Source organism: Streptomyces sp. NPDC025793, from assembly GCF_055558375.1.
In genome coordinates this window covers 139,463-153,789 of the sequence record NZ_JBVHMR010000012.1, presented here as the reverse complement: position 1 = coordinate 153,789, position 14,327 = coordinate 139,463, and the positions used below count along the sequence as shown (strand labels likewise).

At 72.6% G+C, this 14,327-nt stretch carries 13 protein-coding genes and 2 pseudogenes; 6 read left to right on the top strand and 9 right to left on the bottom strand.

Annotated features, from left to right (window positions below; all coding sequences use genetic code 11):
* Positions 1–130 precede the first annotated feature (130 nt).
* The 3 genes and pseudogenes from ACZ4MF_RS23470 (at position 131) to ACZ4MF_RS23460 (ending at position 2,147) form a co-directional block, all read left to right on the top strand.
* The gene (locus tag ACZ4MF_RS23470; RefSeq protein ID WP_467493872.1) at positions 131–970 is read left to right on the top strand and encodes a site-specific integrase; all 840 of its coding nucleotides are present in this window, start codon (positions 131–133) and stop codon (positions 968–970) included.
* 121 nt (positions 971–1,091) lie between these two features.
* Positions 1,092–1,295: pseudogene (locus tag ACZ4MF_RS23465) on the top strand (SbcC/MukB-like Walker B domain-containing protein); the annotation flags it as partial.
* Between the two features lie 58 nt (positions 1,296–1,353).
* Positions 1,354–2,147: pseudogene (locus ACZ4MF_RS23460) on the top strand (SAM-dependent methyltransferase).
* Positions 2,148–2,167: 20 nt separating this feature from the next.
* On the opposite strand, the gene ACZ4MF_RS23455 reads toward ACZ4MF_RS23460, so the two are convergent.
* Entirely contained in the window at positions 2,168–2,614 is a 447-nt protein-coding gene (locus ACZ4MF_RS23455) for an Lrp/AsnC family transcriptional regulator (protein ID WP_356030067.1), read from the bottom strand.
* A 94-nt stretch (positions 2,615–2,708) separates the two neighbouring features.
* Here ACZ4MF_RS23455 and ACZ4MF_RS23450 point away from each other — a divergent pair, with 94 nt between their 5' ends.
* A complete protein-coding gene (locus tag ACZ4MF_RS23450) occupies positions 2,709–3,194 on the top strand; it encodes a rhodanese-like domain-containing protein (protein WP_467493871.1) in 486 nt (161 codons plus the stop codon).
* A 26-nt stretch (positions 3,195–3,220) separates the two neighbouring features.
* Positions 3,221–3,736, top strand: coding sequence for an immunity 21 family protein (locus ACZ4MF_RS23445; protein WP_467493870.1), 516 nt, complete (start codon positions 3,221–3,223; stop codon positions 3,734–3,736).
* Positions 3,737–3,756: 20 nt separating this feature from the next.
* On the opposite strand, the gene ACZ4MF_RS23440 is transcribed toward ACZ4MF_RS23445, so the two are convergent.
* From ACZ4MF_RS23440 to ACZ4MF_RS23415, 6 genes are all read right to left on the bottom strand, one after another.
* Entirely contained in the window at positions 3,757–4,989 is a 1,233-nt protein-coding gene (locus ACZ4MF_RS23440) for a cytochrome P450 (protein ID WP_467493869.1), read from the bottom strand.
* Positions 4,990–5,023: 34 nt separating this feature from the next.
* Entirely contained in the window at positions 5,024–6,415 is a 1,392-nt protein-coding gene (locus ACZ4MF_RS23435) for an NAD(P)/FAD-dependent oxidoreductase (protein ID WP_467493868.1), read from the bottom strand.
* On the bottom strand, positions 6,405–6,662 hold the full coding sequence (locus tag ACZ4MF_RS23430; RefSeq protein ID WP_467493867.1) for a ferredoxin: 258 nt from the start codon (positions 6,660–6,662) through the stop codon (positions 6,405–6,407). Before ACZ4MF_RS23430 ends, ACZ4MF_RS23435 begins: the two co-directional genes overlap by 11 nt.
* Before the next feature lie 86 nt (positions 6,663–6,748).
* Positions 6,749–7,414, bottom strand: a complete 666-nt coding sequence (locus ACZ4MF_RS23425) for a hypothetical protein (protein ID WP_467493866.1) — start codon at positions 7,412–7,414, stop codon at positions 6,749–6,751.
* A 165-nt stretch (positions 7,415–7,579) separates the two neighbouring features.
* Entirely contained in the window at positions 7,580–9,271 is a 1,692-nt protein-coding gene (locus ACZ4MF_RS23420; protein ID WP_467493865.1) for a DUF885 domain-containing protein, read from the bottom strand.
* 53 nt (positions 9,272–9,324) lie between these two features.
* Complete coding sequence (locus ACZ4MF_RS23415; RefSeq protein WP_356030079.1) at positions 9,325–9,810, bottom strand: Lrp/AsnC family transcriptional regulator; 486 nt, start codon at positions 9,808–9,810, stop codon at positions 9,325–9,327.
* A 60-nt stretch (positions 9,811–9,870) separates the two neighbouring features.
* Here ACZ4MF_RS23415 and ACZ4MF_RS23410 point away from each other — a divergent pair, with 60 nt between their 5' ends.
* A complete protein-coding gene (locus tag ACZ4MF_RS23410; protein ID WP_467493864.1) occupies positions 9,871–11,091 on the top strand; it encodes a trans-sulfuration enzyme family protein in 1,221 nt (406 codons plus the stop codon).
* A 17-nt stretch (positions 11,092–11,108) separates the two neighbouring features.
* On the opposite strand, the gene ACZ4MF_RS23405 is transcribed toward ACZ4MF_RS23410, so the two are convergent.
* Positions 11,109–12,539 carry a GNAT family N-acetyltransferase gene (locus ACZ4MF_RS23405; protein WP_467493863.1) on the bottom strand — a complete coding sequence of 477 codons (1,431 nt, stop codon included), beginning with the start codon at positions 12,537–12,539 and terminating at the stop codon, positions 11,109–11,111.
* 198 nt (positions 12,540–12,737) lie between these two features.
* Positions 12,738–14,321, bottom strand: a complete 1,584-nt coding sequence (locus ACZ4MF_RS23400) for an alkaline phosphatase D family protein (protein WP_467493862.1) — start codon at positions 14,319–14,321, stop codon at positions 12,738–12,740.
* Between the last annotated feature and the right edge of the window lie 6 nt (positions 14,322–14,327).

The following is a 14,327-nucleotide window of genomic DNA, read 5'->3' as shown; positions in this document are numbered from 1 at the left end:
CGAAAGACTGATCACCCAGAACTGGGCCAAGCTCGTCGTCCTCCCCAAATACGAACGCCCCCAACCGCTCGTACGGACCGACGAACGCGTAGCCCGCTGGCGCGAAACCGGCGAGAAGCCCGGACCCGTCATGGTCTGGACCCCCGAACAGATCGGCCAGTTCCTCGACGCAGCCATCAACCACCCCATGTACATCATGTGGCACCTCATGGTCTACCGGGCACCGCGCCGCGGCGAGGCAACAGGCCTGTCCTGGACCGAACTCGACCTGACCAAAGGCGTGGCACACGTCTCGGGACAACTCGTCACCGACTCGAACTACAACATGTGGCAGGACACCCCCAAGAGCCGCAGCGGCCGCCGTGCCATCGCCCTCGACTACGCCACACTGGCTCTGCTCACCGCCTGGCGCGACGTACAGAAGGCCCAACGCGCCGAATGGGAGGAGAAACACCGCCAAGACCCCAAGACACATGGCCCATACGTCGACTCCGGCTACGTCTTCACCCGGCCCGACGGCCGCCCCCACAACCCCCAAAACGTCTCCCAAGCCTTCTGGAGATTCATCCAGCGCATCGGCCTCCCGCCGGTCCGCCTCCACGACCTGCGTCACTGCGCCGCATCACTCAGCCTGGCCGCCGGCCTGTCGATGAAAGCCATCCAAGCCCTACTCGGCCACAGCAGCTACCAACTCACCGCCGACACCTACACCAGCCTGCTGCCACAGTTCGAACAAGCCGCCGCCAACGCACCCCTCGACCTGGTACCACGCCGCAACGGCGTCGAGAAACCCACGTATGAGCAAGCCCAGGCAGCCAAGGCACACCCTATGCAACTCCCCGCCCCAGCCCACGACGAAGAAGGAATAGAGCAAGGGGCGACCACCGCCTCGGTCGACGAAGAAGCAAGCGACCGGCATCTGCGCGTCGTACGGCCCGACCCTCGGGACGAGGCGCTGGGCGCTGCCTGATCGCGCTGTCCCCCGTTTGTCCCCCTGCCGCCAAGAGAGCCCCTCGGAGATCACTCCGAGGGGCTTTTCGTACCCTGTTTTGCCTGGTCAGAACCAGTGCACCCGTAGAGTTCGATCTTGCAACACCCTCTTCTTCGACGAGGGCTTCGGCAGCCTCGACGACCAGACCCTCGACGAGGTCCTCGATGTCCTCGACTCGCTGCGCGAACGCGACCGCAGCGTCGGCATCGTCAGCCACGTCCCCGACCTGCGCCGCCGCATCCACGCCCAGCTGGAGGTGGTCAAGGGAAGGACGGGATCGGTGCTGCGGCAGCGGGGCGGGTGAGGGCCCCGTTGCGAGGAATGAGTCGTGAGGTGACCACCGGCCGACCAGGGGAGCCCGCATGCCCGTCGAACGCCAGCCTGTCAACAGCAGCGCGCCGCACTCCGCCCGCATCTGGAACCACTGGCTGGGCGGCAAGGACTGCTACGAGATCGACCGGCAGGTCGGCGACCGGATCGCCGCGGCCAACCCGGGGATCCTCGACACCGCCCGGGCGCAGCGGGCGTTCCTCGTCCGGGCCGTGGAGTACCTCGTCCGGGACGCCGGTATCCGCCAGTTCCTGGACGTGGGCACCGGGCTGCCCACCGCGGACAACACCCACGAGGTCGCCCAGCGCCTGCTGCCCGAGGCGCGGATCGTCTACGTCGACCACGACCCGGTCGTCCTCGTGCACGCCGAGGCGCTGCTCACCAGCACGCCCGAGGGCGCGACGGACTACATCGACGCCGATCTGCGGAACCCGGACGGCATCCTCGAACAGGCCGCAAGGACACTGGACTTCACCCAGCCGGTGGCCCTGATCCTGCTCGGGATCGCCGCGCATGTCACCGACGACTCCGTCTACGGCATCGTGCAGCGGCTGCTCGGCGCCCTGCCGTCCGGCAGCCATCTCGTGTTCTGCGACAGCACCGAGGTCATCCACCCCGAGCGCAGCGCGCCATGGTCGAGCAGTGGAACGAGGCGAGCGACAACCCTCGTGTCAACCGCAGCCCCGCCCAGCTCGCCCGCTTCTTCGACGGCCTGGAGATGCTGGAGCCCGGCCTGGTCTCCACGTCCCGGTGGCGCCCCGCGCCGAGCGGCGCCGAAGCACCGGCCGAAGTCGACAACTTCGGCGGCGTGGCCCGCAAGCGGTAGCCCCGCACGGCCTGTTCGGGTCAGCGGCCCAGCGCGCGCCGGGGGAGCGGAGAGGAGTACACGACGCTGGTGGTCACCGAGCCCAGCGCGCCGATCTTCCCGGAGATCTCCTCCAGATGGGACATGGAACGGGCAGCGACCTTGATAACGAAGCAGTCGTCGCCCGTCACGTGGTGCGCCTCCAGGATCTCGGGCGTGGCGGCGACCAGGTCGTGGAACGGCTTGTAGTTGCCGTTCGGATAACGCAGCCGCACGAACGCCAGGATCGGCAGCCCCAGCCGCTCGGGGTCCACGACCGCCGCGTACCCCTGGATCACGCCGGCCTCCTCCAGCCGCCGTACGCGTTCGGTGACGGCGCTCGGCGACATCGAGACGGCGCGCGCCAGCTCGGCGTAACTGGCCCGGCCCTCGCGCTGGAGGACCTCAAGGATGCGCCAGTCGGTGGCGTCCGGGGAATACACGGTCATCCCGGATGGATAGCAGGGAAATCCCCGGCGCTGCAAGGGCAGGCCCGTGGATCGCCCCTTCAGTGGCCGGGCGTGCGGCCGTAGATTTTTGGCCATGATCACGCACACCTCACCGGCCCCCGTGAACCCCGTCCTGCGCGTGGCCCCCGCGGCCCCCGCCGAGGCCGCCGCCCACTTCCGGGCGCGCCTCGCCTTCCACACCGACGTCTCCGACGTGGCCGCGGCGCTGGCGGCCGGCGGCGACCCCGGGTTCGTCGTCGTGGACTCCCGCTCGACCGAGTCCTGGGACCAGGGTCACATCCCCGGCGCCGTCCACCTGCCCACCGCCCGCATCCCCGAACAGGCGGGGCAACTCCTCGACCTCTCCGTGCCCGTGGTGACGTACTGCTGGGGCCCCGGCTGCGACGGCGCCACCCGCGCCGCCCTCGCCCTCGCCGAACTCGGCTATCCTGTAAAGGAGTTGCTCGGCGGCTTCGAGTACTGGGTCCGCGAGGGCTTCGCCTACGACACCTGGCAGGGACCGGCGCGGCGCGATCCCGACCCGCTGACCGCGCCGGTCGAAGGCGAGTGCGGCTGCTGACGTCGGCCCGTGTAGGTTCTTGGGCCATGGCTCGATACGCGGATCCAGGCGTGCTGGAGTGGGTGGAGTCGGCCGGCGGCCCTCTGATAGCCGTGCCCGAGACGGTGCTGCCGTTCTGGGCGGGCGCCGACAACGAGGACCTCGCCACGGACTACGACCGGGCGTGCGAGGTCGACGGGCACGTCGGTCTGCTGCCCGTCGGCGACAGCGCGGCCCTCGTGTTCGGCGAGGAGCCCGCCTCCACCTCCTTCCTGCCGGAGCACGCCACCTTCGTACGGTGGTCCGCCGCCCACTCCGAGGACGAACTGCTGGCCGGTGTCCCGGCCGCCCTCGACTCGGCGGTGTGGGGCAGCGAGGTGCACTGGCGGGTGCCCGGCCCGGTGCTGCTGTTCGACTCGGCCTGGCCGGGCCGCGCCGCCGGCCGCGTCGAACACCTCCGGGTGCCGCTGGAGGCGGGCACGTACGCGGTGCGCGCCGCGTACGCCCAGCCGGGCCCCGAGACCTGGGTGGGGCTGGTCCACCTCAGCCGCCTCGGCCACTGACCCGAACGCGACCCCGGCGGTCACTTCAGCCCGTCGAAGGCGATCTCCAGATGGCGCGGGCCGCGCAGGACCGCGTTCTGCCGGTACGGCGGCGGGTCCGCCACCAGGCGGGGGTTCTCCAGCCGCCGGGCCAGCGCGGCCAGGGCGGTCTGGGCCTCCAGACGGGCCAGCGGGGCGCCGAAGCAGCTGTGGATGCCGCTGCCGAAGCCGAGATGCTGGATGTCCTCACGGTCCGGGTCGAACCGGTCGGGGTCCTTGAACCGCTCGGGGTCGCGGTTGCCCGCGGCCAGCATCAGCCAGATGCGCGAGCCCTTGGGGATGACGACCCCGCGCACCTCGATGTCGGCGATACAGGTGCGCTGCGGCACGATCTGCACCGGCGGCTCGTAGCGCAGCAACTCCTCCACGATCCGCACCGACAGGCCCGGGTCCCGGGCGAGACGGCGCAGGACGTCCGGGTACCGCAGCAGGGTCAGCATGCCGTTGGTGATGAGGTTGACCGTCGTCTCATGGCCGGCGATCAGCAGCAGCACCGCGGTGGCGAGGACCTCCAACATCGTCATGGAGCCGTCCGGGCCGTGGCTGTTGACCAGGTCGGACAGCAGGTCGTCCCGTGGTTCCCTGGTGCGCTGCTCGACCAGCCCGGACAGGTACATGCCGAGCTGTAGCCGTGCCTCCTGCGCGGCACGTGCGGAGTCGGCGCTCGTGCGGGAGTCGGGGTCCAGGCCGGCGACGATCGGGTCGACCCAGGCGCGGAACCTGGGCTCGTCCTCGCGGGGCACGCCGAGCAGCCGGCAGATCACCGTCACCGGGAACGGATAGGCGAACTGGTCCACCAGGTCGATCTGCCGCGCGTCGCCGAGGTCGTCGAGCAGACCGGCGACGATCTCCTCCAGCTCACCGCGCATGCCCTCGATCCGGCGCGGCCGGTGCGGCGGACCGAAGCCCTGGTTGGCGATGCGCCGCAGCCGGTCGTGCTCGGGCGGGTCGAGCCGGATGAACGACGGCGGCAGCCCGCCCGTCTCGTCCGGCTGGCTCAGCTCGTCGGCCCCGGCGGCGGCCAGGTTGGCGGCGTCGGAGCTGATCCGCGGATCGTGCAGCAGCGCCTCGATGTCCCAGTACGAGCTGATGACGTAGGGGCCGTCCTCCTCCTCGTGCAGCACCGGTGTCCGGCGCAGCTCCTCGTACAGCGGGTACGGGTGGGCGCGGTTGGCGAAGTCGGTGATCTGGCGGAACAGCGAGGCTTTCGGCATGACTCGTTCCTCGGAGCGTCGGGCCGGGCGGCCGTCAGTGGCGGGCGGGGTGGAAGACCAGCTGCTGGTCGGCCGGCGAGTAGCCGCTGAGCGTCACGGTGGGGCCGTGGGTCGGCAGGGACGGGTCGGGGAAGTCGGCCGCCACCGGCTGCCGGTTCTCGGGCCGCCGGTCCATCGTCGGGTACTCCACCGGGAACGGGGCGCCCCGCTCGATCTGCCGTGCGTAGAACTCCAGCCAGCGGGCGTTGTCGAAGGTCACGGCGGCGATGACGCGGCCCTGGTAGCCGTACACGCCGACGAACCGGCGCTCGGCCAGCGAGCCCTGCGTGATCATGAGCTGGTCGCCCATGGGCGGCACGCCGACCGACTTGATGTTCACGCCGAACATCGACGACCAGAACGCCGGCATCCACAGATGCGGGCGGCGGTCGGCGCCGTGGCAGATCATGTTGTGCGCGGCGGTCTCCGCCTGTGCGACGGCGTTGCCCCAGTGCTCCAGCGACAGGAACTGGTAGCCGAACAGAGCGTGCGGGGAGCGCGCCACGTCGCCCGCCACGAAGACGTCGTCCGTGACGATGCCCCGGAAGTCGAAGGCCCGGCAGCCCGCGTCGCACGCGATGCCCCGGGGCCCGGCACCCAGCCCCGACCCGGTCAGCCACTCGGTGTTGCGCTGCGAACCCAGCGAGACCACGACCACGTCCGCCTCGACGACACTCTCGTCGGACAGATGGACGGCCCGCACCCGGCCGATCGAGTCGCCCTCCAGACCGGTCACCGTGACATGGGTGCGCAGGTCCACGCCGTTCTCGGTCTGGAGGTCGGCGGCGACCGCGCCGATCACGCCACCGAGCGCGCCCACCAGCGGCGCCCCGGCGCGCTCCGCCACGGTGACCGGGATCCCCTTCTCGCGGCACGCCGAGGCGATCTCCGAACCGGCGAACCCGGCGCCGATGACGAACACCCGGCGCGGTCCCGCGTCCAGCCGCTGGACCAGATCGGCCGCGTCGTCCCGGGTCCGCAGCAGACAGACACCGCCGAGCCGGGCCTCGTCCTCCTTCAGCCAGGGCCGGGCACGCACCCCGGTCGCGATGAGCAGCCGGTCGTACGGCACCTCGTCCCCGTCGGCCAGCTTGACCCGCTTGGCCGACAGGTCCAGCCCGGTCGCCGCGACACCGAGCCGCCACTTGGCGTCGATCTCCCGGCGGTGCGGCAGCTCGGTGCGGCGCGGGGACGCCATGCCCAGCAGGACGGACTTGGACAGCGGCGGGCGGTCGTACGGCTCGTACGGCTCGTCGCCGATCAGGGTCAGCTCGCCGGCGAAGCCCTCGGCGCGCAGCGTCTCCGCCGCCCGCAGGCCCGCCAGGGAGGCGCCCACGATGACGATCCGGCCCTCGCGCCGGAGCCGGTCCAGGTAGTCAGCGGCCATCGGACGCCTCTGGCGCCACCTGGCGGGGACCGGTGGCCGGCTCGGTCACGAGGTTCTCCAGCCCGTCGGCGGTGATCGCCTGCACCGGGCAGGCGGCGACCGCGCGGGCCAGCCGCTCGCGTTGCTCCTCCGGCGCGTGCGGGTTGTAGATCAGCGACTCCTCGCCGTGCATCGCGAAGACGTCCGGTGCGAGGAACGCGCACTGGGCGTACCCCTGACATTTGTTGAGATCGACGACGAGCCTCATCGACGCTCCGCTCTTCCCGTGGTCATGTCCCGCCCGCCAGCATGCGAGCCACGCGCGCACTCCGCTCGCCGGCACCACCGTCCGGGTCAACGGGCGCGACCGCCCACGACCAGGATGTAGCCGCTGAGCACCAGCGACCACGCGGGGAACACCAGCTCCGCCCAGGGCACGTTCGAGGAGGCGAAGAGCAGGGTCACGGCGGTGACGAAGCCCAGCAGCGTGAGCGGGCGGGGCAGTACGCCCAGGCGGTGGCCGAGCACCGACAGCGAGCACACGAAGACGGCCGCCATCCGCATGGCGTACTCCATCAGCAGGAGATAGGCGAAGTGGCGCCCGAAGTCCCAGGAGGCCGGCGGCGGTGCCGTGCCGCTCGGATGCGCGACGTCGAGCACGGCACCGGCGGCGGCGCCGACGCCGAACAGCGTGGCGGTGAAGACCAGTCCGCTGCCCAGGAAGACCGTCGCGAGGAACTTGTCCTCCGCCGCGCCGACGTGCGCCCGTACGGCACCGATGAACCACAGGAAGAAGATCCCGGTGAACGGCACCAGCGCGAGGGCCGTCCGGAGCGCGGCGCGCCGCCCGGAGTCGGTGAACCCCCGGGCGGTGACCACGTGCGCCCCTTGCGGGATGCCCAGGCGCACGAGCACGATGACCGTCGCCAGCAACAGCGCGAACACGACCCCGGCCAGCCCGGCGGCCCGCGGCGTCCGCAGCGCCTCCGCCGCCGCCCCCGTCTGCTGGCTCCCCGCCACGCACCCCGCCTCCTCGCCGTCGGCGTCATCGCTTCCGCCACCAGCCAGCAGTCCGCCGCCCCCGCCCGCCACCGGGGGAGGGCCGGACGGCGGACACCGGGTCCGGCGCGGGAGCCGACGGCGCCGGGGGCCGCCTGTGTCCGACTCCCTTGGGGCAGAAGGCCGTCAGAGCCGGGCGAGCTCGTCCACCAGGTCGTCCAGGCCCAGCGAACCCTGCGACAGCGCGGCCATGTGCCAGGCCTTCAGGTCGAAGGCGTCGCCGTGCCGCTCGCGCGCCTTCTCCCGGCCCAGCAGCCACGCCCGCTCACCGAGCTTGTAGCCGATCGCCTGGCCCGGAATCGTCAGATACCGGGTCACCTCGCTCTCCACGAAGTCCGCCGGCCGGCTGCTGTGCGCACGGAAGAACTCCTGCGCCAGCTCCGGCGTCCAGCGCTCACCGGGGTGGAACGGCGAGTCCGCCGGAATCTCCAGCTCCAGGTGCATGCCGATGTCCACGATCACCCGGACCGCGCGCATCATCTGCGCGTCCAGATAGCCGAGCCGCTCCTCCGGGCCCTTCAGATAGCCCAGTTCGTCCATCAGCCGCTCCGCGTACAGCGCCCAGCCCTCCGCGTTGGCGCTGACGCCGCCGACCGTGGCCTGGTAGCGGGAGAGGTCCTCCGCCACGTGCGCCCACTGCGCGAGCTGGAGGTGATGGCCGGGCACGCCCTCGTGGTACCAGGTCGAGACGAGGTCGTAGACCGGGAAGCGGGTCTGGCCCATGGTCGGCAGCCAGGTGCGGCCCGGGCGCGAGAAGTCCTCCGACGGTGCCGTGTAGTACGGCGCCGCAGCACCGCCGGGCGGTGCGATGCGCGACTCCACCCGGCGCACCCGCTCGGCGAGTTCGAAGTGGGTGCCGTCCAGGTCCGCGACGGCCTGGTCCATGAGGCCCTGGAGCCACTCCCGGACCTCCTCGACGCCCTCGATGTGCCGGCCGTGCTCGTCCAGGTGGGCGAGCGCCACCCACGGCGTCCGGGCACCGGGCAGGATCTTCTCCGCCTCCCGCCTCATCTCGCCGAGCAGCCGGTGGAACTCCGCCCAGCCGTACCCGTACGCCTCGTCGAGGTCCAGGTCGGTGCCGTTGAAGTAGCGGGACCAGCGGGCGTAGCGCTCGCGGCCCACGGTGTCCGGGGTGCCCTCGATCGCCGGGGCGTACACGTCCCGCAGCCAGTCCCGCAGCTCCACCAGGGCGGCGGTCGCGGCGCGGGCCGCCTCGTCCAGCTCGGCGCGCAGCGCGTCCGGCCCGGCGGCGGCGAAGTCCTCGAACCAGCCGCGGCCCGAGCCGTCGGCGCCCGTCCACTCGGTCAGCTGCCCGATGTACGTCGCCGTCGGCCGGGGGGCCGCGAACAGCTTGCGGTCCAGGCCCAGCCGGATCGACTCCCGGTAGCCCGCGAGCGCCGCGGGCACGGCGCGCAGCCGCTCCGCGATCGCCGCCCAGTCCTCCTCCGTCTGCTGCGGGGTCACCGTGAACACGTCCCGCACCGCGTGGCCGGGGGTGTGCATGTTGCCGACCGCGCGCAGGTGTTCGTCCGCCTCGTGGACCGCGAGTTCGGCGGTCAGCCGCTCCCGCAGCAGCCGCGCGCAGCGGCGCTCCACGTCACTGTCCGCGCCGGGCCGGCGCTCCGCCTCGTCGAGCCGGGCGAGCGTCGCCCGCGACAGCCGGGCGAGAGCCTCCTGACCGGCCGGGGAGTAGTCGGGCAGCCGGGTCGAACTCTCCTTCACACCGAGATAGGTACCGGTGACCGGGTCGAGGGCGATGAGGTCGTCCACATACGCGTCGGCCACCTGACGGGGCAGCGGGATCTTGGTCTCAGACATGCCGCCCATCCTCGTACGACGGCGATCTCCGCGTCACCCGTGTTCGGGGGGATTCAGCTGTGGGCTTGGCCGGGCGGCAGCAGCGGCCCGCACTCCCACTGCTGGAAGATCAACCGGGTCTCCACCCGGGCCACTTCCCGCCGCGAGGTGAACTCGTCGAGCACCAGCCGCTGGAGATCGGCCATGTCCGCGACGGCCACGAGTACCAGATAGTCGTCCGGCCCGGTCAGATGGAACACCGTCCGGGCCTCCGGCAGCGCCCGGATCCGCTCCACGAAGGGCCCCACCAGCTCCCGCCGGTGCGGCCGTACCTGCACCGACAGCAGGGCCTGGAGCCCGCGCCCCAGCTTGGCCGGATCCAGCCGCAGCCGATGGCCGAGGATCACACCCGAGCGGCGCAGCCGGGTCACCCGGTCCAGGCAGGTCGACGGGGCGACGCCCACCTGCTCGGCGAGGTCGCGGTAGGTGGTCCGGGCGTCGTTCTGCAGGAGCCGCAGCAGGTGGAGGTCCACCGGATCCAGTACGACAGATTCGGCCATTGGCCGAACGTAGCACGGTGTTCGATCCGCGGAAACCGTTCGATGTTCACCCTTCCGGCCATGGACACAGCGAGCACCGGTGCCTACGACGGCGTACGCACCGCATCGAGAGCCCTTGCCACCGAGGCCGTGCACGCCGGCCGCGACGACCTCGCCCGCCAGGGCCTGCACGCCCCGCCGATCGACCTGTCCACGACCTATCCGTCGTACGACAGCCGCGCCGAGGCCGCCCGCATCGACGCGTTCGCGACCGACGGCGCCGACCCGGCCGGGCCGCCCGTCTACGGCCGGCTCGGCAATCCGACGGTCGCCCGCTTCGAGACCGCGCTGGCCCGCCTGGAGGGCACCGAGTCCGCGGTGGCCTTCGCCAGCGGCATGGCCGCGCTCAGCGCCGTCCTCCTCGCCCGCTCCGCCATGGGCCTGCGGCATGTCGTCGCCGTACGGCCGCTGTACGGCTGCAGTGACCATCTGCTGACCGCCGGGCTCCTCGGTACGGAGGTCACCTGGACCGACCCGGCCGGGATCACCGACGCGCTGCGCCCGGACACCGGCCTGGTGCTGGTCGAGTCCCCGGCCAATCCGACCCTCGCCGAACTCGACCTGCGCGCCGTCGCCCACGCCTGCGGCTCGGTCCCGCTGCTCGCCGACAACACCTTCGCCACGCCCGTCCTGCAACGCCCGGCCGAGCAGGGCGCCCGGCTGGTGCTGCACAGCGCCACCAAGTACCTCGGCGGCCATGGGGACGTGCTGGCCGGAGTGGTCGCCTGCGACGAGGAGTTCGCGGGCCGGCTGCGGCAGATACGGTTCGCCACCGGCGGCGTCCTGCATCCCCTCGCGGGCTACCTCCTGCTCCGGGGGCTGTCCACGCTCCCGGTGCGCGTGCGGGCCGCCTCCGCGAACGCCGCCGAACTGGTCCGCCGGCTCACCGTCGACCCGCGCGTGGCCCGCGTCCACTACCCGCGCCTCGGCGGCGCGATGATCGCCTTCGAGGTGTACGGCGACCCGCACGAGGTCATCTCCCGGGTCCGGCTCGTCACCCCGGCGGTCAGCCTGGGCAGCGTCGACACGCTCATCCAGCACCCCGCGTCCATCAGCCACCGCATCGTCGACGCCGACGACCGGCGCGGGGCGGGGGTGAGCGACCGGCTGCTGCGGCTGTCGGTGGGCCTGGAGGACGCGGACGACCTGTGGGCGGACCTGGACCAGGCGCTGGGTGCCACGCCGGAGACCGTGGTGGGTGCCGGTGAGTCCGTCACCGCCGGGCGCCTCCGTCGTGGCTGAGCGCGGGCGCGGCGGAGTCAGGTGAGCCGGGTGCGCGCCGTACGGGCGTCGCGGGCGCCGACCGCCCGGGTCGCGTCCAGCCGGGCCGTGATCACCAGGGTGCCCTCCTCGATCTGGTAGTCCAGGGGAAGGCCGAGGCCACGCATCGCGGCGACCATGCCGGTGTTGGACGCCTGCGTCACGGCGTACACGCTCGCGCAGCCGGCGTCCTCGGCCATGGCGACCAGCCGGCCGAGCAGTTCGGCGCCGATGCCGCGCTGCTGCCAGTCGTCCTCGACCAGCAGCGCGACCTCGGTCTCGTCGCCGTCCCACAGCAGATGGCCGAGGCCGACGATGCGGCCGGCGGCGGTCTGCGCGGCCAGGGTGCGCCCGAAGCGCGGGCTGAGCAGGTGGTTCAGATAGCGGTCGGCGTCGCCGACCGGGCCGTGGTAGCGCAGGCTGAGAGTGCGCGGCGAGCACCGCTCGTGCATCGCCCTGGCCGCCTCCACGTCACCGGTGTCGGCGCGGCGGACGGTGATGTCGTCGCCCGCGGGCAGCGTCAGCACGTACTCGCCGCGCGGGATGCGCGGGCCGAGCCGGTTGTCCAGCTCCACCAGCGCCCGGGCCCGCGCGAACTCGGTCGGTGTGAACGGCAGATACGGCCGCTCCACCGTGAGCACCCCGCCCTCGGGCGCGCGCAGCCGCATGACGGTGTCCTCCAGCACGCCCTCGACCGGCACCGGCTGCGGCCCACGGCCCCCGCCCGCCGGCTTGCCGGGCAGCGAACGGATGGTGCAGCGGCCCAGCAACTGCCGCAGCGCCAGGGGCAGTTCGGCGGCGTCCAGCGCGGTGCGCGCGGCGAGGCCGAGCACCCGGGTGGGGGCGTCGACCAGGTCGTGGGCGTCCGCCCGCTCGATCCAGGTGGACACGCCCCCGGCCAGCGCGACGGCCCGGGTGATCGCGGCCGCCTCCAGGGCGCCCGGCGCCCGCAGCAGGAACTCGTCCACGGTGCCGTCGGCCAGCGGATGCGTCTGGAGGCTGAGGATGTCGACGCGCTGTCCGGCGAGCGCCGTGCACAGGGCCGCCAGCGAGCCCGGCTCGTCCTGCACGGTCGTCCGCATCCGCCACAGCGCGGCGGCGCCGGCCGCCTCGCCCGCCGCCGTGCCGGGCTGCTCGGCGGGCCCGGCCGACCGTGTCCCGGCGGTGGGCCGGGCGCCGGTATCGTCGGCCGGCGGTGCGTGGCCGTGGCGCCGTGCCCACCAGGTGTGGAAGCCGGCCGTCGCGGCGAGCAGCACCGCCGAGATCATCAGCAGGGCGGGACCGCCGGGGCCGTGCCCGATCAGGTTCGCCACCCCGTCGGCGACCGCGACGGCGGTGAACAGGGCGGCGAGTTCGACGACGTCGCGGCGCCAGTGGTGCACGGGGCGTCCGTGCTTCGTGCGGGTCACATCGGACATCTCTGGAGTCATGCACCCACTGTGAAGGAAGGGTGTTGCGTGATCACGAACGCTTTGTGACCGATGGGTAAAGTATGCTCCGCGCCAATTGTCCAGATTATTACGACCCCTCGCCCCTGACCGAGACCCGGGCGCGGCGGGACCCTGCCGCGCTCCGGGGGATGACGCCGTAGCGCGGCACGGTGTGAGAGGAAGCGTACCCGCCGCCGGCTACTGGCCGACCCGGCCCGGCTGGAGCGTGCGCGTGAACAGCACGGTGCCGTCGTACTCCCGCAGCCGGACCGTCAGTTCGCCGCTGTCGCCGTCGATGTCCACCTCGCCGAAGAACTGGTAGCCCTCGGCCGGTGACACGTTCGCGGTCGTCGGCGCCTTGACGAACACCCGGTCCGGGCCGAACGTGCCGTCGAGGGCGTTGGCCGGGAACGCGCCCGCGTTGAGCGGGCCGGAGACGAACTCCCAGAACGGCTCGAAGTCCTTGAACGCGGCCCGCGCGGGGTCGTAGTGCTGGGCGGACGTGTGGTGCACGTCGGCCGTCAGCCACACCGTGCCGGTGATCCGCCGGTGCTTGACGAACCGCAGCAACTCGGCGATCTGCAGCTCGCGGCCCAGCGGCGCGCCCGGGTCGCCCTGCGCGACCGCCTCGAAGTTCGGCCTGCCCTCGACGGGGTCCGGCACGACCAGCCCGAGCGGCATGTCGTTGGCGATCACCTTCCACACCGCGCGGGACTTCGCCAGCTCCCGCTTGAGCCACTCCAGCTGCTCGCGGCCGAGGATGCCGACCGGGTCCGTGGTCTGGTCGTCGGGGGAGTTGGCGTTGCGGTAGGTGCGCATGTCGAGCACGAACACGTCCAGCAGCGGGCCGTGGTGCACGACGCGGTAGATGCGGCCGTCGGGGCGGCCGCTGATCGTGGAGATCGGGAAGTACTCGGAGAACGCCTGCCGCGAGCGCAGCGCCAGGTCGTCGAGCCGGGTGCCGGCCGGGTAGGGGGTGCCGGTGCCGATGACCTCGCCGGGGTACCAGTTGTTGCGCACCTCGTGGTCGTCCCACTGGATGATGTTCGGCACCTGGGCGTTGAACCGGCGCAGCGCCTGGTCCAGCAGGTTGTAGCGGAAGTTGCCCCGGTAGTCGGCCAGGGTGGTCGCGACGTGCGACTTCTCCTCGGTGGTGAGGCTGCGGTACACGCCGCCGTCGGGCAGCGGAGCGCTCGCGGCGATGGGGCCGTCGGCGTAGATGTTGTCGCCGCTGCACAGGAAGAAGTCGGGGTCCGTCCGCGCCATGGCGTCGAAGATGCGGTAGCCGCCGATGGACTCGTTGATGCCCCAGCCCTGTCCGGCGAGGTCGCCCGACCAGACGAACCTCACGCCGTGGCGCCGCTCGGCGGGCGCCGTGCGGAAGGTCCCGGTCACCGGTTGGCCCGTGCGGCGCGGGTCGTCGGGGTCGGCGAGCAGCACGCGGTAGTGGACCTGCTCGCCCGCGGGCAGGCCGTGCAGCCGGGTGGTGCCGGTGAAGTCGGTGCCGGAGCCCAGCAGCGGGCCCTGCCATCGGCGCGGATCGCGGAACGACTCGGTGGCCGCGGTCTCCACGATCATCCGGGCGGGCCGGTCCGAACGCACCCACACCAGGCCGGAGTTCGCGGTCACGTCGCCCGCCTGCACCCCCCAGCTCGCCCGCGGGCGCCCGGAGCGGGCGAACGCCGGGGCCGCGCCGAGGCCGACGGGCAGGGTCAGGGCCGCCGACGCGGCGAGCGAGCCGCGCAGCACGCTGCGGCGACCGGGGAACGGACGGTGGGACATGGCTGT